This is a genomic window from Fructobacillus apis, assembly GCF_023893635.1.
Taxonomy (GTDB): Bacteria; Bacillota; Bacilli; order Lactobacillales; family Lactobacillaceae; genus Fructobacillus; species Fructobacillus apis.
In genome coordinates, this window is the sequence record NZ_JAMWYK010000001.1 from 307,227 (window position 1) to 328,309 (window position 21,083).

At 49.1% G+C, this 21,083-nt stretch carries 12 protein-coding genes and 1 riboswitch; of the genes, 4 read left to right on the forward strand and 8 right to left on the reverse strand.

Going from position 1 to position 21,083, the window contains the following annotated elements:
• Positions 1-42 precede the first annotated feature (42 nt).
• Positions 43-603, reverse strand: a complete 561-nt coding sequence (efp, locus tag NFX39_RS01355) for an elongation factor P (RefSeq protein WP_252442281.1) — start codon at positions 601-603, stop codon at positions 43-45.
• Between the two features lie 193 nt (positions 604-796).
• Here efp and NFX39_RS01360 point away from each other — a divergent pair, with 193 nt between their 5' ends.
• From NFX39_RS01360 to NFX39_RS01370, 3 genes are read left to right on the forward strand one after another with little or no spacing between them, the layout of a single operon-like run.
• Complete coding sequence (locus NFX39_RS01360) at positions 797-1,012, forward strand: RNA polymerase epsilon subunit (RefSeq protein WP_252442283.1); 216 nt, start codon at positions 797-799, stop codon at positions 1,010-1,012.
• A 7-nt stretch (positions 1,013-1,019) separates the two neighbouring features.
• Complete coding sequence (gene rnjA, locus NFX39_RS01365; RefSeq protein WP_252442285.1) at positions 1,020-2,702, forward strand: ribonuclease J1; 1,683 nt, start codon at positions 1,020-1,022, stop codon at positions 2,700-2,702.
• A gap of 58 nt (positions 2,703-2,760) precedes the next feature.
• Positions 2,761-3,696 (forward strand): hypothetical protein, encoded by a 936-nt coding sequence (locus NFX39_RS01370; protein WP_252442287.1) that lies wholly within the window; start codon positions 2,761-2,763, stop codon positions 3,694-3,696.
• Positions 3,697-3,740: 44 nt separating this feature from the next.
• Here the strand turns inward: NFX39_RS01370 and NFX39_RS01375 are convergent, their stop codons facing one another.
• Positions 3,741-3,971 (reverse strand): hypothetical protein, encoded by a 231-nt coding sequence (locus tag NFX39_RS01375; protein ID WP_252442289.1) that lies wholly within the window; start codon positions 3,969-3,971, stop codon positions 3,741-3,743.
• Positions 3,972-4,059: 88 nt separating this feature from the next.
• Complete coding sequence (gene metK / locus NFX39_RS01380; protein ID WP_252442291.1) at positions 4,060-5,220, reverse strand: methionine adenosyltransferase; 1,161 nt, start codon at positions 5,218-5,220, stop codon at positions 4,060-4,062.
• Positions 5,221-5,321: 101 nt separating this feature from the next.
• Positions 5,322-5,406, reverse strand: a riboswitch (SAM riboswitch).
• Between the two features lie 67 nt (positions 5,407-5,473).
• On the opposite strand from metK, the gene NFX39_RS01385 reads away from it, so the two are divergent.
• Entirely contained in the window at positions 5,474-6,367 is an 894-nt protein-coding gene (locus NFX39_RS01385) for a hypothetical protein (RefSeq protein WP_252442293.1), read from the forward strand.
• 176 nt (positions 6,368-6,543) lie between these two features.
• On the opposite strand, the gene NFX39_RS01390 is transcribed toward NFX39_RS01385, so the two are convergent.
• From NFX39_RS01390 to ligA, 5 genes are all read right to left on the reverse strand, one after another.
• The gene (locus tag NFX39_RS01390) at positions 6,544-12,885 is read right to left on the reverse strand and encodes a DUF1542 domain-containing protein (protein WP_252442295.1); all 6,342 of its coding nucleotides are present in this window, start codon (positions 12,883-12,885) and stop codon (positions 6,544-6,546) included.
• A gap of 211 nt (positions 12,886-13,096) precedes the next feature.
• Complete coding sequence (locus NFX39_RS01395) at positions 13,097-16,993, reverse strand: DUF1542 domain-containing protein (RefSeq protein ID WP_252442297.1); 3,897 nt, start codon at positions 16,991-16,993, stop codon at positions 13,097-13,099.
• 168 nt (positions 16,994-17,161) lie between these two features.
• The gene (locus NFX39_RS01400; RefSeq protein WP_252442299.1) at positions 17,162-17,515 is read right to left on the reverse strand and encodes a hypothetical protein; all 354 of its coding nucleotides are present in this window, start codon (positions 17,513-17,515) and stop codon (positions 17,162-17,164) included.
• A 231-nt stretch (positions 17,516-17,746) separates the two neighbouring features.
• On the reverse strand, positions 17,747-18,886 hold the full coding sequence (locus NFX39_RS01405; RefSeq protein WP_252442301.1) for a CamS family sex pheromone protein: 1,140 nt from the start codon (positions 18,884-18,886) through the stop codon (positions 17,747-17,749).
• A 146-nt stretch (positions 18,887-19,032) separates the two neighbouring features.
• Positions 19,033-21,072 (reverse strand): NAD-dependent DNA ligase LigA, encoded by a 2,040-nt coding sequence (gene ligA, locus NFX39_RS01410; RefSeq protein ID WP_252442303.1) that lies wholly within the window; start codon positions 21,070-21,072, stop codon positions 19,033-19,035.
• Positions 21,073-21,083 lie beyond the last annotated feature (11 nt).

The following is a 21,083-nucleotide window of genomic DNA, read 5'->3' on the forward strand; positions in this document are numbered from 1 at the left end:
AGACAAAAGACTGCTCACCGTTTAGGAAAGCAGTCGTTACATTTAGGCGCGACCCTTGTATGATCCGTCTTCCGTGTTAACGATGATCATGTCACCTTCGTTAACGAAGTCAGGAACCGTAATCGTTGCACCCGTTTCAACAACGGCTGGCTTACCAGAACCCGTTGCAGTGGCACCCTTGATACCTGGTTGCGTTTCTTCGACCTTCAACGTCACAGAAACTGGCAAGTCAGCACCGAGCACTTCTGAACCGTACATCGTGATCTTCACTTCCATACCTTCAAGCATGTACTTCAAAGCTTCTTGCAAGTGAGAATCAGGGACGTTGATTTGTTCAAACGTTTCCGTGTCCATGAATACTCGTCCGTCGTTTTCGGCGTACAAGTATGACATTGGACGTGTCGTAATTTCTGCTTGTTCAAACTTGTCACCAGGACGGAACGTTACTTCGTTCACCGCACCAGTACGCAAGTTCTTCAACTTTGAGCGAACAAAAGCCGCTCCCTTACCAGGCTTAACGTGTTGGAATTCCAATACACGCCAGATTGAGTTTGAGTACTCAATTGTCAAACCTGTCTTCAAATCGTTCATTCCGATTGCCATAAAGCATATCCCTCGTTTTTCTTGATTACCTGTTATTATAGCAAAAAAAATGCTGTTCCGCACGGGTCTCTTGCGAATTTTTAGCTCGATTTTGTCTAATAAAAGTCGTCAATCCTTTCTATATATGGTAAAATAGCAGTTAAGGTTTTCGATTCGTGACAAAATAAAAGAACATATTTGGAGGAACCTAAACATGGTTTTTAAAGTATATTACCAAGACAGTATGGACAAGAACCCAAAGCGTGAATTTACGCAATCTTTCTACGTAGAGGCTGACAATCACGCCGACGCATACGCAATGGCTCAAAAGAACAACAAGAACTTTAACATTGAAACAGTTGAAGAACTCTCTGACGCAGCACTGGTGTACGAACAGGCTGATCCAGAATTCTCAATTACGACTTTTTAATTAATTCATGGAAAAAGTCGACATCAAACCCAACGAAGTTGCGGTTTACGCCCTTGGTGGTCTAGGCGAAATCGGGAAGAACACTTACGGTATCGAATACCAAGATGAAATCGTCATCGTGGACGCTGGTATCAAGTTCCCGGAAGACTCCCTTTTAGGGATTGACTACGTCATCCCCGACTACTCGTACTTAGTCGAAAACATCGACAAGGTTAAAGGCCTTGTCATCACCCACGGACACGAAGACCACATTGGTGCGATTGCTTACTTCTTACAAGCAGTTAACGTACCGGTTTACGCGGGTCCATTAGCAATGGCTTTGATCCGCAACAAGCTGGAAGAAAAGCAAATGTTAAACCGGGTGGAACTCCACGAAATCACAGACGGTTCCGTGGTGGACTTCGGTAAGACTTCTGCTGAATTCTTCCGTACAACCCACTCAATTCCAGACGTCTTCGGAATTGCCATCAAGACACCCGTTGGAACAATCGTTGAAACCGGTGACTTTAAGTTTGATTTGACCCCTACCACCAAGCAAAAGCCAAACCTCTGGTCAATGGCTCGCATCGGTGAAGAAGGTGTCTTGCTCTTAATGTCCGATTCAACCAACGCGGAACGTCCTGAATGGACCAAGTCCGAAGCCTGGGTTCAAAAGACGGTTGATAAGTTGTTCAAGCAGTTGAAGCATGGTCGAATCATCTTCGCCACCTTCGCTTCGAACATGAACCGAATTAAGATGGCAACGGACGCTGCCATCGCAAACGGCCGAAAGATTGCGGTCTTCGGTCGTTCAATGGAATCGGCCATCACGAATGGTCGTGCCCTGGGATACTTAGACATCCCTGAAGACGCCTTGATTGAACAGTCACAGATTAAAAACATCCCAGACGATGAATTGTTGATCATGTCGACTGGTTCACAGGGTGAATCAATGGCTGCCTTGGCACGAATCGCCAACGGAACGCACAAGCAAGTGCGTTTGAAGCCAAAGGATAACGTGATTTTCTCCTCTTCTCCAATCCCTGGTAACACGGCCTCTGTTAACGCCGTGATTAACAAGTTGGAAGAAGGTGGCGCAAACGTCATCCACGGAAAGCTAAACAACATTCACACTTCTGGTCACGGTGGCCAAGAAGAACAGAAGTTGATGCTTTCCTTGATGAAGCCTAAGTACTTCATGCCCGTCCACGGTGAGTTCCGCATGTTGAAGGTTCACGCCGGTTTGGCTGAAGAATTAGACATTCCAAAGGAAAACACTTTCATCCAAGAAAACGGTGACGTTTTGGCCTTCGACGGCGTAAACGAACCACGCTTGGCTGGACACTTCCCTGCGGACGATACGTACATTGATGGTTCTGGTATCGGTGATATCGGTTCCGTTGTCTTGCACGACCGACTCAAGCTGTCACAAGATGGTTTGGTCATCGTCACGGCAACCATTGACTTGAAGAAAAAGGAAATCTTGTCTGGACCAGACATCCTCTCCCGTGGTTTCGTTTACATGCGTGAATCCGGTGACTTGATTAACGACGGTCGTCACGTGATTTTCAATACGATTCGTAAGGCCATGTCTCAAAAGACGCCTTCTGAATCCGACATTCGTCAGGCCATCATCGATGACTTGTCAAAGTATCTACACAAAGAAACTGCCCGAAAGCCAATGATTTTGCCAATGCTCATCATGGTTTAAGGACAATTGGCATGCTTCGGCATGCCTTTTTTCAAGCAAATCTTTAGGAGGGTGAACGATGCCCACACAAGCTCACATCTTCGTTGAATCCGGACTCATCCGTCAAAAGGATAAAGGGTTGCTGGATCAACTCGAAGGACAATTGACACAAAACGGCGTTGCGCCCTCCTTTCGGAAGTCCCGCCCCCACCACTCGCTCTTTCAAAAGGCTAAGTTAGTGGCTCGTGACAAGGCCTTTTCCGACGTAAACCTGCCCGTTGTCGTTGTTGGAAACAAGGCATCAAGAAACGAAGTGCTCTCCGGCTTTTTGGCCGTTGACGAAAGCAAGAAGCACCCGCTTCTCCTTGTGTCATGGCCGGAAAAGGCAACGCACATCGACCACTTGATTAGCCAAATCATGACTTCGCTTGCGGCGATGCAGGTGACAGAAGCGCCGGTGGGGCAAATCGTCGGCGACGTGCCAACAAAGGGGCAGCGATACTTCCTCGATTACGTCCAGGTCGGACAGGACTTTTCCGCCCTACTTCCAAAGTTTGACCAAAAGTTCGCCTTCAAGGAAGCCTGGCGTCAGTTCTTGAACTTCTGGAACTTCCTTTCAAGTAACCAGAACGCCTTAACCTTCGGTTGGACGCTTCGCCACGGTGGCACCTACCAGCACTTCTCAAAGACGCTCGGGATGCAGGTGCTGAACAACGGCGCTGATGCCGCTGCCCCCTACACCATTCGCTTGGTGAACCAGGTGCCTTGGCCAAAGATTTTCCTCACTTACCTTCAGGGTAAGAAGGGACGTCAAAACCCTTCCCGTCGTGGTTTTCTTTCCTTTGACGTGAAAGAGAAGGCCGACATCCACATTCGCGACCTGCAATCGGTTAAAACCGATGGTCGGCTCTTGGATAACGGGGCCTACACCTTTACCTTATCCACATGGGGCACTTACCCATTGATTGAAGCGGTTCAGGTTAAAGCTGAACACAAGCACAAACATCATAAATAAAGCAGAAAAAAAGACGACCATCGCGGTCGTCTTTTTTGTTCCAATCACTTCTCTTGGTTCTTCAATTCACGTCGCTTCAACTTCAAAACGAGACGAGCGACGCTCGTCATTTCAGCGTCCTTCGCCTCTTTCTTATCAACGTAAAAAGACAAAAGTAACCAAATCAAAGCAACAGCGCCCACTAGTATAATGAGCCAATGATTGCCTGTCTTAAAATAAAGCAAGCAGAGAAAGAGTTGGACAAGTCCAAAAAAGTTCAGATTTTTCTTATTCATAAAACTCCTCCAACATCCCGTTCGTTCGCTTCATTCTATCAAAAAAAAAACGACGCTAGTCGTTTTCTAATTTAGCAATTGAATTTGATTAACCCAACTTCGCCTTAATCGCTTCCACCTTATCCAACTTTTCCCATGGGAGGTCCAAGTCAGGGCGACCGAAGTGGCCGTAGGCTGCGGTTTGCTTGTAGATTGGGCGACGCAAGTCCAAGGACTTGATGATGGACAATGGACGGAAATCAAAGAGTTCAGCCACGATTTCTTCAATCTTAGCTTCTGAAACCTTCGCCGTTCCGAACGTGTCGATGTTTAATGACACGGGTGCGGCCACACCGATGGCGTAGGCCACTTGCAATTCGGCCTTGTCAGCCAAACCGGCAGCAACCAAGTTCTTGGCCACGTAGCGGGCGTAGTAGGCACCAGAACGGTCAACCTTCGTTGCGTCCTTACCAGAGAAGGCTCCACCACCGTGGTGAGCGGCTCCACCGTATGTGTCGACGATGATCTTACGACCAGTCAAACCGGAATCGGCTTGTGGGCCACCAAGAACGAAGCGTCCTGATGGGTTGATGTAAAACTTCGTTTCGGCATCAACCAAGTTGGCTGGCAAAACGGGGTCCAAGACGAGCTTCTTCATGTCGGCACGCAACTGTTCCAATGAGACGTCCTCACCATGTTGCGTTGACAAGACAACGGCGGCGATGCGTTCCACTTCACCGTCGTCAGACAATGCCAAAGTCACTTCCCCCTTCGCGTCGGGACGGAGGTAGTCGACCTTGCCCTCTTCACGAACGGCACGGATTTGACGCATCATTTGGTGGGACAAGTCCAAGGCAAGTGGCAAGTAGTCGTCCGTTTCGTTGGTCGCGTAACCGAAGACCATTCCTTGGTCACCGGCACCCAACTGGTCCGGATCGTCTTCGGCGGCGTCAACGGCCTGGGCGATGTCGGCTGATTGTTCAACGATCTTGTTTGAGACGTTGATGGAGTCGGCTGAGAAGCCGAGTTCTGGCTTGTCGTAACCGATGGCACGAACCGTTTCAACGGCGATTTGACGCACGTTGACGTAGGCTGAGGTTGAGAGTTCACCGAAGATGGAAACGTCACCGGTTGAAGTCGTCACTTCGATGGCGGCGCGGGCTTGTGGGTCCTTTTCCAAGACGGCGTCCAAGATGGCGTCTGAGATTTGATCAGCGACCTTATCGGGGTGTCCGTTGGCAACGGATTCGGCAGTGAAATACTTTGTCATGTTTCTGTCTCCTTTTAGTTGGCACACATTTTACTTTGGCACACATCAAGAAAGGCAAATAAAAAACGCCCAGGACCAGCCTGAGCGAATCAATGCGACTTGGTCTATCTTACAGAATTACCACCGTGCGAATGCCGGTTGGTGCAGGTTCATCGTGCTGTATCACTTCCCTGCTCTTGATAGTGTTGTAATGTATAAAACATATTATAAATGATAAAATAAAAAAGCACAACTACAGTAAAGAGGAAGAACCATGGCGGAAAACGAAAGCCAACACAATATGAATCCAAACGGGGTGCAAGAAAGCCCGTCAACACAGTCGCCATCCGGCTTTAAGTTTGGACAAGCGGGGGCGCAAAACTTCTTCTCACGTTCGCGTCGAAGTCGTGAGGAAAAGGCGCAGGCGGAGGCGAACCAACCAAAGCCAAAGGATGTGTACGCGAAATTGCCGGCGGTGCACCGTTGGACGGTACCGGTCGTCGCACTGGCCTTCCCGTTGATCTGGTGGCTGAAGCCGATTTTGAACGGGACACTGTCGAGCCGCTTGCCCATCGAACAGATATGGCCGCTGCTCCTGTACTCGTTTTGTACGGCCTTGGCGCTCGGTTTCTTGATTAGCGAACGCTTCGTGAAAAAGGACTGGCGGGTGTACGCGGCGCTGGCGGCATCGCTCATCGTGCTGGTGAACTCGTCGTTGCGGACACGCTTTGAGGTGCTGGCACTGTTGCTGCTCTTTTTATTGGTGCTCGCCATCTTGCCGTTTTCCCTTGTCCAATTGCAAAACGGTCTCGGCCTACTGGCCTTGACCTTCATGGTCGCCTTCACGGTGCCTGTCTGCATCACTTTCTTGGCGAACAACTACGTCGACACCGCCTTCTTAAACGGCGCTTGGACTTTCTTCTACACCACGCTCTTTTATTTAACGCCTTTGGTGTTACCAAAGGCGAAAGGCCGCCTGTTAGGTTTGTTCACCGGGTCCGCCTTTTTGATTAACGTCCTCTGCTTCCATCAGTTGGATGCGGGCGTGATGATCGCCCTGGTGTTGACCCTGGGGACTTATGTCTTCTCCTTCATTCGGCCACTCACCTACCGCATGCAAGCCATCGTGGCTTCGATTGCCCTCTGCTTGACCATGCTTTTTATCTAAGCAACAAACAAAAAGACCGGACGGTTTCTTCTGAAACCATCCGGTCTTTTTTGATTCGTTTCATTCCTACAATCAACGAATCATGATCACGTCTTATGCCTGATCTGACTTCTTGTCGCAGTTGCCTGCTCGAGATTCCAAAGGAGCCATAAGCTTTTATTACTCAAAGCGACTGATTAGCCTTCGTTGCGCTTCTTCGTTGCAAAGTAAGCAACGGAAGTCATCGCAGCCATCACGCCAAGAATCACTTCGGTCAGCATGTTGGCCAAGCCTTCACGCTTTCCGGCTTCTGGAAGAGCGGTCAAATGACCGTCCTGTGCGGAAGACAATGCCTCTTCGAAGGCCATCAGCAAACCGCGGATGTCGTCCGTTGATTCAGCCTTTTCAAGCTTAGCAAAGAAGTCGCTTTGCACCTTGTCTAACATCTTCAAGCGCAGTTCCTTCTTGAAGTGTGTCAGGTTCAGGTCCTTTTCGATGACCTGCTTCATGGCCATCACCTTGTTCTTAGCGGCGTCCTTCTGTTCGTCCAGAGACAGGCCAGACAAATGAACGTCTTCAAAGAGGTCCATAACAGCTTCTTTTTCAAATGAAAGGACGTCCGCATCTTCAGCCTGCATCAAAGCCGCCTTCTTTTGTGACCAGTTCTGGTCAAGGGCTGCCTTTTGTGAAGCCTTCTGTTCCGCGCTCAAGGTCGGGTCGCGGTCGATGCGGGCCTTGGCCTTTTCCAACGCGTCTTCCATTTGCTTGGCAACGCTTGCCTTTTGGTCATCAACCGAACCATTTGAAGCCATCTGTTCATCGACCTTTTGCACCTGGTCGTCGAAGGTTGGGTCATCGATTTGATCCGTCAACTTGTCCTTGTTAACCGTCGTATCAATGGCCGCCTTGTTCTTTTCAGCAGCGGCATCGATGGCGGCCTTGGCCTTGTTCTTTTGGTCCTTGGTCAAGTTCTTCATCTTGTCGATGGCTGCTTTCTTCTCAGCGGCAACCTTGTCGACATCCGCCTTCGCTGCTTCCTTTTGGTCAGCAAGCGACGGAATGGCATCAATCTTATCCGAAATATCCTTTACGGCGTCAGAGTACGTTGTATCGTCGTTTCGGACGTTCAACTGATCCTTGTCATCCGTGGCGTCGATGCCCTTCTTCGCCTTATCGGCTGCCTCGTCAATGGTCTGACCGGCCTTCTTCTTTTCGTCCTTGGCCAGCTTGTCCATCGCGTTGATGTTTTCCTTGTGCTGGTCGGCATCGTCGTCAATCTGCTGCTTTGACGCCTTCTTTTGGTCATCCAAGGACGGCGTCTTCTTCACGTCGTCATCAACGTTCTTGACGTTGTCACCGTAAGAATCGGCCGACTTTTGAACCACGAGGGCGTCCTTGTTCTTGGCGCCGTCAACCGCCGCCTTATCCTTTAGAACAGCGGCATCCAGGTCAGCCTTTGCCTTGGCCTTTTCCTTCGTTGACAAGTTGTCCATGCCGTCGATAGAAGACTTCTTAGCTTCCGCGTCGCGGTCAATGGCCGCCTTCGCTTCGCTCTTTTGATCGGCCAATGATGGCTTTTGCGCTACATTCTCCTTGATTCGGTCTCGAGCAGCTGGGAAAGTCGCTTCCAAACCATTCTTAATCAACGTGTCGGTATCTGAACTATCGTCAATCTTGTCCTTGGCCTTGGTGGCCGCAGAATCAATATCCGCCTTCGCCTTTTCTTTATCGTCCTTAGACAGTTTATCCAGGGCGTCAATTTCGGCCTTAAGTGCGTCCGCGTCAGCATCAACGGCATTCATTCCCTTCACCTTTTGTTTGTAAAGGGAATCGTTCTTTCCAACACCTTCAAGAATCTCAGCGGCGTTCTTTTCGTACTGGTCGTTTTGGAAGTTTTGTGTCAACTCATCCTTCGTCTTAGAGCCGTCCAATTTTTTAATCACGCGTTCGGCTTCCTTATCCAAGCTCTTGCCGGCTTGCGACTTTTCGCTTTGACTCAAGTTGTCCATCCCGTTGATGGCGTCCTTCTTTAAGCTTGCATCCTGTTCAATTAAGCCGATGAGCTCTTTCTTTTGGTTGTCCAAGGATTCCTGGTTATTCAAGTCAGCAAAAACGTTATCCGTTTCCATTCGGAAGGAATGACCGTCTGCTTCCTTAGCTTTGATATCATCTGCACTGGTTGAGGCATCAACCTTGGCCAGTGCATCTCGTTCAGCAGCACGAACCTTTTCCTTCGCCTTCTCTTTGTCGGCAGAAGAAATGTTGTCCATCCGGTCGATGCGTGCCTGTTGGTCGTTCGACTCATTTTTCACTTTGTCTTCGGCCTTCTTCAAGGCATCCGCAAACTGCTTCACCTTGTTTTTCGCGTCTTGTACATCCTGGTCAAAGTTCGTGTTGTTCACAATGTCGACAAGGGAGTCGGTATCATGTTTTCCACCATCGACCAGCTTATCCAACCCGGCCACACGGTTTTCGATGTCGTCTTTTGCCTTGTTGGCATCCGCCTTCAGCTTATCCTTCACGATGGCCTTGCTTTGTTCATCCAAGCCGTCGAGCTTATCCAAGCTATCGTTGGCGTCAGCAATCTTCTTTTTAAGGGCATCCTTAGCGGCCTGCTTTTGATCTTCGATGGAAGACTTCTTGTTGTTCAACTCGTCCTTCACAGAATCAACAGCACCATTGGCGTTGAAGTCGTTCTTTGAGTTTGCAACAGAATCAGAATCCTGGGCACTAGAAATACCGGTTTTGGCCTTCTGGTAGTCTTCGTCAATCTTTTTCAACTCATCAGTGGCTTTCTTTTGCACGTCGCTATCAATGGTACCGTTTGTATCCTTGGCCAAGTCCAACATGGCCTTAACCTTCTTTTCCGCATCGGCCTTTTGCTTGTCGATGGCAGCTTGAGCGGCCTTCTTGGCTGTTTCAAGTGCTTCACGGCGCTTGGCATCATCTTTAGCTGCTTTTTCCTGTGCCGCAGTGTTCGCTGAATCGGCGTTTTTGGCTGCGGCCTCTTTATCGGTCAATGTAGCGGCCGTACCTTTCGCAGCATTAGCCGCATTGTCGGCATTCGTCTTAGCTGTTTCGGCGTTCTGGGCCGCTGTTTCAGCAGCTTGTGCCGCATCATTTGCAGCAATTCCAGCTCTGTCAGCTGCTTCTTTTTTGTCCGAAGCATCCTTCTTCAGATCTTCAACTGATGGTTTTGAATCGGAACCATCCTGATGTTTGTTATCATCATGTCCGCCTGTTTCTTGACCTCCAGCATGTTCAGAATCACCAGAGCCACCAGTGTTTTCATTATGATTTTCAGAATTTTCTGACTGCTTCTCTGCTTCGTCGGCCTTTTGTTTAGCAACTTGATACTCGTTATCGGCCTTAGCTTTATCACCATCCGCCTTTTTCTTATCGGTATCGGCTGTTGACTTAGCCTCGTCCGCTTGTCGTTTCTTTTCAGCTTCTGATTGCTTCTTCTCTTGAGCAATTCGGTTGGTTTCTTTAGCGGATGCCTCTTCGCCATCTGCCTTTTCCTTGGCTTTCGCCGCTTGTTCAGCATCCTTCTTCGACTTTTCAGCTTCGGCCGCAGCCTGTGACGCCTTGTTCCAGTCCGCGTTCTTGGCCTGTTCGACAATGTCTGCTAAGCCTTTATCGCCAGAAAGGTCAGTGTTTTTGTTTTCAAAGTCAGTATCATCCGTCGCAGCGCTGATCGAATCTCGATTCTTCTTAGCAGCTGCTGCGATGTCGGACTTAGCCTTATTCTTTTCATCGGTCGACAAGCTATTAAGCTTATCAATCGTCGCTATAGCATCCTTTTCCTTTTGGTCAATCAACGCCTTGCGGGCCTGCTTCTTGTTATCCAAAAGCTTGCCGGCAAGTTCGCCCTTTGCTTTATTCAAAGCATCTTCGAGGTCATTCCCCTGCTTCGCCTTTGCGATATCATCGTCTTGCTTGTCAAAGTTCGTCACGCCATCAATCCGCTGATCGACCTTATTTTCAGCATCCGTAATCAGCTGCTTCAACTTATCTCGCTGGTTCTGCGATAAGTCCGTCATCTCATCGATGGCAGCGCGTTTGTTATTCGCATCCTTTTGAACAGTGTCCTTAGCGCTGTTCTTCGCTTGTTTCAGCGCCTCCTCCTTCTTTCGAAGGTTGTCTGCCGCGAATTGTGCCATGTTGGTTCTGGCCGTTTCAATGGCGTTCGCCAGCGTCTTTTCGCTCTTTCGTCTTGCTAATTCGTTGGCATCCGGTGCACCATCAAAGGACTCTTGAAAGGCCTTCTTGGCAGATTCAATATCAGCCTTAAGCTGCGCAATCTGGTCGCCTTCCAATCCCTGGTTGGCGGCGATTTCACCTTCCGCCTCGTTGGCATCCGCATCCGCGTCATTCTTGGCAACTTGAATCAGCTGATCAATTGGCAAGTTGTTCGGAATTGGCATTTCAGCATTCTTAACGAGTTCCTCAACGCGGGCGGCATCAGTAGCCTCACCAATGGACTTATTGATTCGATCGGCTTCCACTTGAACCTGACGATAAGCCTCGTCTTTTTGTCCGTCGGTCAAGTTGTTCATCTCTTTAATGTCAGCGATGGCCTTGTTAGCCTTCTTTTGAACGTCATCCTTTGCTTTTGACTTTGTCTTTTCAAAGGCGTCCGCATCAACCTTCACGCTGTTTTCAACGCTCTTGGCAAAGTCAGACCCGGCCGTGACCGACGGAATCTCGTCGGTTGTTCGAGCAGCATCAACACGGTGAACAAAGTCTTGGTAGTCGCCAGTCAAATCGTTATCGTACTGAGCCTTTTGTTCAGACGTCAACTGGTCGTTGTGCTTGATGTCCGTCAACTTATCGTTTACCAAACGGGCAGCGGAACGACGGGCTTCCTTCTTCTTATCCGTCAAAATCTTAAGGTCAGCTTCCGCTTTGGCGCGAATGGCGTTCACCTTCATGGCATCGTTGGCCTCTTTCGAGTCCAAGTCGTCCTTGGCTTTTTTAACAGCGTTATCGATGGCGTTCTTTTGAGTCTGCTTTTCGTCAGGTGTTAAACCACCATCTAAATCAATTTTGGCCTTGGCGGTCGTGGCGCGTTGCTCCAAATCCGTCTTAACCGTTTCACCAGTGTTTTCGATGGACGTCTTCGCGCTGTCCTTTCGCTCGTCCAGCGTTTGGTTGGGCTTCACCACAACTTCAGCGTAGGCTTCACCAGGGAGGTGACTGAAAATCTTGTCTTCCAAGTCGTCGGCGTTTTGAACCGTGTCGAACTTCTGCTTCAACTTTTCGGTTACTTTATCAATATCAGGATAAATCTTTTCTTTTTCTTCATTGGTCAAATCAGGGTCGGAATCGATTTCTGCACGCTTTTGTTTGGCAGCAGCATCAATGGCTGCAAAGACCTCTTGCTTACGGTCTTTTACCGCAGCGTTTGACTTATGCTTTGCTTCGGCGGCCTTCTTTCGGTCGTCAATGACGTCCTGAACATCCTTCGCGTTATCCTTCTTATCGATGTCGTAGTCAATACCAGCAAAGGCCTTGTCCACTTCAAAGTGTTGGTCCTGCTTTTCTTGGTGGTTCAACGTATCGTCTTGGTCAATGCGAGCGTGAATTTCCTTTTTGACCTTTTCGATTTCAGCCTTAGCCGCTGCCTTCTTAGTCTTTGATTCCACTCGCTTGGCCAAGGCTTCTTGAATTTCTTTCTTCAAAACGGTCTGAGTACGGACCTGCAGACGTGGCGTTGTATAGTATTGGTCTGGAAGATTCAAGGCATCGGTACTACCGTCAGGCGTATAACCAACTTTGATGCTATCAACGTTCTTATCAAAATCGTCAGATAGTACAATTTTATGTTCTTTTCCAAGGTTTGGATATTCAACTTTCGTGAAAATCGTCTTCGTTGGTTCAACGGCAACCCCGGCAAAGACAACTCTCCCCTTCGGGTCAACCTTCCGATAGTCGTTTCGGTTACGACTATAGCGCTTATATTCCTTATAGCTGTTTGGTTGCCCGTCTTTTCCAGTAAGAATGGAAACGGAGTTGGCGCGTCCTATGGGCCAGATCGAAATCTGTGTCTTTCCACCAACGTAGGCGGCGATGTTCTTTCCAGTATCGGGATCTTTACGAACGTAAACGTTCTTCACTTGGTAGTCGATCCACTGGTCGTAGTTATTCTTATCCTTGGATTCGGGAAGGCTTAACAAGTAGTCGATGTAGAACTGGTCGCGTCCTTCGTTTTTTGCTCGTTGAATTTCCTTACTGATACGAGCAACTTTTTCGACCTTTTTCAGGTTGACCCACTTACCGACAACGGCACTTTCAGGGTCGTCAAAGGTAACGTCGTCAACTGTGTCGTACTCTGTGTTCGTGTTGAGATTTCCCGAGTTCACCGCTTGGTCGGCCTGCCATGAATAGGTATCAGCAGAGGCGTCTAAGCCGAGCGGTGACATCCCCAAAAGAGCGGAAAAGGTACTGGTACCGATTCCACCGGTTAAGGCGATTGAGATTAAGAAAGACTGTAGGACGACTTTCTTCTTTTTTTGCATTTCTGTTTTCGTGATCATATACAGTAATCCTAGTTTAAATTTATTTTGACTAAATAAGTTTAAACGCCTAATATTGCGGGCGATGACGCGTTTTATGACAAAAAGATGTATTTTTATATCGTACTTTGCAAAGCGCTAGAATTGACTAAAAAGAATTAGAATATAAAAACGAAAAAGAGGGCAATGTCTTAGACATTGTCCTCTTTTTCTTAAAACGTGTGCTGGCTGCTTAGTGCTTCTTCGTCGTCACAAAGAAAATGCTCGTACCCGCTGTCGCGACGAGCATGATAAAGGCCAGGAAGTGCTTCTTTACCTTGCGAGCCGTTTGTGGCATGACATGCTTAGCAAAGGCCAACGGTTCGGCCGTGACTTTGCCAGGCTTAACACCCGTCTTATTCTTATTTTCCATATCCGTTACGATACCTTCAGTCTTGTGATCAAAGGAGGTGTCGAACTTAATCGCATCCAAGTCGTCGATGTTGCCGGCGCCATCCATGCGGTTCTTAGCCCTCTGGGCCTCGTCGTCGATGGCCGCCTTCGCCTTGTCCTTGTCGGCCTGCGGCACGTTTGGCAGGTTATCAATGGCTTCCTTGGCCTTCTTGGCCTTGTCATCGATGTCCGCCTTGGCGTCCTTCTTCTGGTCGGCCAAAGACTTGTGCTTTTTCACGTCGTCGTTGATGTCGTCCAGGTCCTTCTTGAACCCGTCCTTACCATCCTTACCAGTCCCATTGTTCAGGTCGTCCGGCGTCTTGGCACCGTCAATCTTATCCTTGGCCTTCTTGGCCGCGTCGTCGATTTGCTTGCGGTGTTTAGCCTTGTCAGCGGCTGGCAGAGCTGGGTTATCATCGATGGCCTTCTTAGCCTTGTCGGCGTCGTTGTCAATGGCGCTCTTGGCGTCCTTCTTCTGGTCGTCAAACGGCTTGTGGTTGTTCATATCATCATCGACATGGCCCTTGGCCTTGTTGAAGTCGGCGTTGGCATCCTTACCGGCACCGCCGTTCAAATCGTCGGCGTTCTTGGCACCATCAATCTTATTCTTGGCCTTCTTGGCCGCGTCGTCGATGGCGTCCTTATCCTTCTTCTTGTCATCACTTGGCAAGTTCGGATCGTCATCGATGGCTTTCTTTTCCTTGTCAGCGTCGTTGTCGATGTTGTTTTTGGCGTCCTTCTTCTGGTCGTCCAGAGACTTGTGCTTCTTGACGTCGTCGTTGACATCATCTGATGCCTTCTTGAAGTCACCTGCGGCATCCCCGGCTTTACCAGAATGACCGTCGTTTCCGTGCAAGTCCGCGGCATCCTTTGAACCGTCGATCTTGTCCTTGGCCTTCTTGGCCGCGTCGTCGATTTCCGCCCGGTGCTTTGCCTTGTCTTCTTCAGGCAGAGCCGGGTTGTCGTCGATGGCCTTTTTGGCCTTGTCGGCGGCGTCATCGATGCCCTTCTTGGCGTCTTTTTTCTGGTCGTCAAACGATTCGTGGTGGTCGGTGTCGTTCTTCACGTCGTCGGCCGCTTTCTTGAAGTCACCTGCGGCTTCCCCCGCCTTACCAGAATTGCCGTCGTTTCCGTGCAAGTCGTCGGCGTTCTGCGCGCCGTCAATCTTTTTCTTGGCATCCTTGGCGGCGTCGTCAATCTTTGCCTTCGCCTTGTCCTTATCAGGCTGGGGCAGGTTCGGATTGTTGTCGATTGCCTTCTTTGCCTTGTCGGCGTCGTTGTCGATGGCGCCCTTGGCGTCCTTCTTCTGGTCGTCCAGGGATTCGTGCTTGTTCACATCCCCATCGACCTTGTTCTTGTCACTGTCAAAGTCCGAAGCGGCCTGGCCTGCTTTACCCGACTTACCATCATTGCCGTGCAAATCATCGGCGTCTTTCGCGCCGTCGATTTCACCCTTGGCTTTCTTGGCGGCATCGTCGATGGCAGCCTTGTCCTTGTCCTTATCGGATTGTGGCAAGTTCGGGTTGTTATCGATGGCCGTCTTGGCCTTGTCAGCGTCGTCATCGATGCCTTTTTTAGCATCATTCTTCTGCTTATCCAAAGAATCGTGATGATTCACGTCGTCGTTAACACCATCGGCCGCCTTCTTGAAGTCGCCCTTGGCGGCAGCGGCGTTTCCGCCCTGCCCATCGTTACCATTCAAATCGTCGGCATTCTTCGAACCGTCAATCTTACCCTTGGCGTCCTTAGCCGCCTTATCAATGTCGGCCTTGTGCTTGTCCTTATCTGCCTTTGGCAAGTTTGGATTGTTATCGATGGCCTGCTTAGCCTTGTTGGCTGCGTCGTCAATGTCACCCTTGGCCTTGTTCTTCTGGTCATCCAAAGATGGGTGTCCCTTCAAACCGTCGACTGTGTCCTTCGATGGGTCAACATCACCATCCGTATCGATGTCATCGGCGTTGTTGTCACCATCGACTTTGGTCTTTGCTTTACCGGCTGCGTTGTCGATGGCGTCCTTCGCCTTGTTCTTTTCGTCTTGGTTCAGGTCGTCGCGCTTGTCGATGTCGTCTTTTGCCTGCTTTGCCTTACCATCGATTGCGTCTTTGGCATCGTTCTTCAGGTCCGTGATGGTCTTCTTTCGATCAGCATCCAAAATAGCCTGAATTTGAGCTGCCAAAGTCGAGTCCTTAGTGGTCTTTTCAACAGCGTCAGCATCGGCGTTTCCGTCGTAAGCCTTCTTGGCGTCCGCAACTAAAGCATCAATCTTCGCCTTCTCGACAGCCTGTTCCTTCTTTGAGAGGTTCGTCATGCCAGCGAGCGTGTTATCTGCGTCGGTTCCCTGTTGGTCCATAGCATTCTGACCCTTCTTAATTTGGTCAGGAATCGAGTCGCCGGACTTGTGTGTGCCCTTAATCGTCGTGATTTCCGTCTTTGCGCCCGTATCGGAAGACGTGTCTTCGGCATCCGTAATCTTAGTGGCGTTGTTCATCCGCTTAATCACAGCGTTGTAAGCAGCATCCAAAGCCTGCAACTGACGGTTTCGTTCGGGCGTATCAATGGTCTTGTCATTCAAGATGGCGTTTCGTTGATTTTCGTAGTCGCTCCGGTTCTTGAAATCATTGATCAACTTTTGAAGTTGGTCGTTTCGATCAAGGTCCTTTTCATCCACGGCAATCTTATCGGCAAAGTTTGACGCGACCGTTTCCAGATCCTGCGTCTTCTTGGCTGCCTGTAAGTCAGCCAAGGCCTTTGTGTAGTCGTTTTGCAAATCCGTCAATCGACCAGTAATCTGTGCGTGGGTCAACGTCTTGTTGTTTTGAATAGCAGACTTAGCATCGTTGTATGCGTTTGTTAAGTTGGTGGTTGATTGCTTGGATGAATCACTAAAGCTCTTGCCACCCTTCACAACGATTTGCCTATATTTTGTCTGGATGTCGTTTTCGATATCAAAAATCTTTTGGGCGGCATCTTTATCCGTCGCAACAATGTTCGTCAGTTGGTTTCCAAAACTCGTGTTAAACGAATCAGAAGAAGTTTGGAAGCCGGTTGCTTCCGACTTCGTCAAGTCCTTGTTGTAAGCAATTTCAGCGTCTTTTGCTAACTTTGTCTGGCTCAAAGCGGCACGGGCATCCTTTATACGGTCGGCAATGGATTCACCGTTTTCATTTCCATAGCCTTGCATGGTTGTGACAGTCTTGGTACCCATTTCCTTAATCTTATCCGGATTGACCGCATCCAAGCTAGTTTGGTCATTAAAGAAGTTCTCTGATGCTGTGTAAGCATCTTCAACTTTCTGCTTTTCGGTCGCCTTTTCAGCGTTCGTCCAGGTTGGGTTATTCGCAATCTTTTCTTCGGCTGCCTTTCGAGCGGCGTTGATGTCAGAACGGGCACTGACTTTAGCAGCCGTGGAAGCGTCGGCTTTCTTCTGGTCGTCTGCAACACGCTCTTTTAGTTTGTCATTACTGCTTGTAAATTCAATTTTTTCAGTAGTGAAGAAGTTATCGTGTCCTGACCCACCTTTTCTCGAATTTGACGTGTATGAAATTTTAATGTAATGATTTGAATAGTCTTGTACTGGGAGGGTATAAAGTGTTCCACTATCATTGTGAACCGTGTGATCACGTCCACCAACCATGGCGTTTCGTTCTTCATCAGATTGACCACCGTAGTTCGTTCCAGTGTAGAAGAAGGCTAGCATGGGATCTTTATCTTTACCGTTATCTGTTCGCGATGGATTGTTATCGTTTGACGTATAAACATGAATTGAATTATCCCCACCACAAGATGTCAGTTTAATTTGAGTAACACCACCAATGTAATCGGCAATCAGTTTTCCTGTTGTTGAATCTTGGTGAACAAAAATTTTTTAAACTTGATAATCAATGAATTCATTTGAATTCTTACTATCCTTTGCAACGCCATTGACCGGAAGTAAATCAACGTATTTTCCAACAACGGCAGCTTCTGGGGAACTGAATTTAATCGTATCAGTTGACGCATGTGGAGTTGAATCGTATGGTAGCCCAGCCCATTTTGGAAGATTATCCTCTGGTCTTCCACCGAGCTGTACCTGATCAGCCATTACCGCCTGATCGTGTGCTGTAATTGTCGCAGCCGCTGTGGGCCCGACGCCGTTTGTTCCAAGTAATAGCATGATGGCCATTGATGTGTACAAACAAGTGCGGGTCATTTTCTTATTAGACTTATTTAAGTGTTTCATCTTAAAAATAACCTCTGTATATTTGTGATTAACAACAAACTTATTTTAGTCCTGTTCTAAAAAAGTGACGATTATATTTCAGTGTCATTCTTGTGTCTCTTTTGTTACAAAAGGTTATTCTAAATTAGAAACATTCTTTACAATACTCATACTTTTATAAATTATTGAATTATTTTAAAAATAAAAAAGCAGCTGGTTTTCCAGCTGCTTTTTAAATGATTCAATTAAAACTTACATCATCGTTACTTCGTAAGACTTATCGTCTGACTTACGAACCAGGAGGGCCTGTGTTTCGTTGGCCGTCTTGATGGTGATCTGAACGTTTGCTGACGATGGCAAGAACTTCACGGCTGCCGATGAGACATAATTCGTAAAGGCCTCAATTTCAGTCTGTGAGTAGAACTGCGTGGTAACCGTCACCTTCATCGACGTCATCTTGCCGTTCTCAAACTTACCCGTAGCGGTTGCTCCAGCGATGTTTGGGAAGAAGTTCGCGATGTCGTTCTTGAAGTTCGTAAAGCCGGTGTTTTCGTCGGAACCAAGTGATGAGCCATCGGATGATTCCTTCGGGAAGACCACCGTCTTCTGATCGATTGGCGTCCAAGCCGTCAAGCTCGTACTACGCTTTGACGTGGCTTCTGAGTAGAAGTATCCACCACCCAATGAATCTTCAGGCGCGTTGGCGTACATCGCCAAGACGATTGGGATGTTCTTGGCCACCCCTTCCTGTTCACGGATACGCTTGATGATTTTCGGTGCAATCTTCTTTCCGTAGTTAATGCGTTGTTCTTCGGAAATGTTTTGGTAGTAGTTTGCCCCGAACTGTTCCTTTTGGTAGATGTCTTGCGTGTTCATTGCCACACCGACAACCATCCCCGCCAAACGCAGGTTGGAACCATCCTTTGTCATGAAGTCCTGTTCGGTCATGCTCTGAATGTAGATCGGCTCACGGGAGCTGTCTGTCTTCCCGTTATCCTTTGGATTCAAACCGTTCTGATTGGAATCCGACTGACGCCCAAGCAAGGAAGACATCGTATCGGAACTCAGGTACTGTCCTTCTTGGAAGATGTAACGCCCCGTCTTGAAGTGACTCTTAGCAACGTTTAGCAAACCAGACTCAAAGTCCTTCGTGTCCACTTGGTTTCCTTGAGACGTAGCCGTCAAACCACGGGCTGCAGAGGTCAAGTAGTGACCGTCTTTGATAACCGTCTGATATTGACCAGCTCCGTTTTGTGTCAGTTGCACACCCTTGTTCTTGTTGATGGAAGGACCAACGGATGACAAGTTAACAAAGTAGAAGAAAAGGCCAAGAACGATGACCAGTGCAAGACCAATCCAAATCCAGCTTTTCGTTTTGATACGTTTAAACATCGTGTTTCCTCTTTAATTGCTTGGTTGAAAGTGGGGCATTCGCGCTTTTCTCCTTTGGCCTCAGCCAAAGGAACCAGCGTCATCGGCTTACTGCTGTCTTAAAAGCGAGGCTCTATGACAGTCGCTTGCCGATGGAAAGCGTTTCACTATTCCCCATCGTTTTGCTGAGCAGACAAGAAGTCCTGTTCATTCCAAACCGTTACCCCAAGGTCTTCGGCCTTGGTGAGCTTGGAACCAGCATCCGTTCCCGCAATGACTAAGTCCGTCTTCTTTGAGACAGAACCCGTTACGGAAGCGCCGTGCCCTTCTAACCAGGCAGCGATTTCGCTTCTCGAACTCTTCTCTAGTTTACCAGTCAAAACAATCTTTTTACCATAGAAAAATGAATTTTCGTCGATTGGACCCTGGTCAGACTTGTAATCCATGTTCACGCCGGCTTGGGCAAGCTCAGCGATTAGGGCCTGGGCTTCCGGTTCCTTGAAGTACTTCACCAAGGAATCGGCGATGGCCTGTCCGATCCCGTCGATGGCGACGATGTCTTCGACCGAAGCGGAAGCAACTCGGCCAAGTGAACCCAGACTCTGCAGAATTGTCTTAGCAGCCTTAGCGCCAACCAAACGCACGCCCAATCCGAAGAGCAGGCGGTCCGCTGAGTTTTCCTTTGAGGCCGCGATGGCCGCAATCAGGTTGTCCGCGGACTTCTCCTTGAACTTATCCAAGGTCAACAATTCTTCTCGCGTCACGGAGTAGATGGAAGCGACGTCCTTTACCAAGCCCTTGTCGAGCAACTGAGACACGATTTGTGGTCCCAAGCCGTCGATGTTCATGGCGTTTCGTGAGGCAAAGTGGGTCAACCCTTCCTGAATTTGAGCAGGGCAGGCCGGGTTCATACAACGAAGAATCACTTCCCCTTCGACGTGGACGAGTTCGGCGTCACAGACGGGACAAGTCGTTGGAATCACGTACTTTTCCGCACCCTCTGGACGCTTGGACAAGACCACTTGCCCGATTTCAGGGATGATATCACCGGCCTTGTGCAAGGTTACCGTGTCCCCGATACGGACGTCCTTTTGTTCGAGGTAGTCCGGGTTATGGAGGGAGGCACGTTGTACCGTGGTTCCGGCCAAGAGGACGGAATCCATGGCGGCCGTTGGCGTCACGGCACCCGTGCGTCCAACCGTCCATTCGATGTCGCGAACAACCGTCTCCTCTTCTTCTGGTGGGAACTTGTAAGCGATGGCCCAGCGTGGCACCTTCACCGTGTTTCCAAGGTCGACCTGGTCGTCGAAGTTGTTGACCTTCACGACCACCCCGTCGATGCCGTATGGCAAGTCGTCACGACTCTCCGTGAACTCTTCCAAGTAGGAGCTGATTTCGGCCATCTTGTTGATGACGCGGTTGTCGGGGTTGGTAGGCAAGCCCAACTCACGGAAGCGCTCTAAGAGTCCCTCCTGGGTTGTGACGTCGATTTGATCTGGCTCCGCCGTGTAGTACATGAAAGCGGACAAATTTCGCTTCTTTGTCTCATTGGCGTCAAGCTGACGCAAAGATCCAGCGGCTGCGTTACGCGGATTGGCGAAAGGTTCTTGTCCTTCCGCTTCGCGTTCCTCATTCAGCTTGGCGAAGGAAGCCTTTGGCATGTAGATTTCACCACGGGCCTCAAAGGTCACGGGTTCCTTCAACTGCTTGGGTACGTCGTTAATGGTCATGACGTTGGCCGTCACGTCTTCTCCGATGAGTCCGTTTCCACGGGTGGAAGCCTGAACCAGCTTTCCCTGTTCGTACTTCAGGTTGATGGCGAGTCCGTCAATCTTCAGCTCCAAGTTGTACTTGGGCTGGAATCCCAAGGCCTTCACCGTGCGGTCTTCCCATTCCTGCAATTCGTCTAAGGAGAAGACATCCCCCAAAGACAACATTGGCACTGGGTGTTGAACCTTTGGCAGTCCGGACTTGGTCTGTGCCCCACCGACGTTTTGCGTTGGGGAATCCTGCGTTACGAACTGTGGGAAGGCGGCTTCCAATGCGACCAAGCGGGCGTACATCGCGTCGTAGACGTGGTCTTCCACGAGCGGCGCATCGTCTTCGTAGTAGGCGATTCCGTAGTCCGTTAGCTTGTCCTGCAGACCCAAAATCTCCTGTTTGGCTTCATCGGTTGTGAGCGTCTTAATGTCTTTTTCGTCGACCATTTCGCACCTTC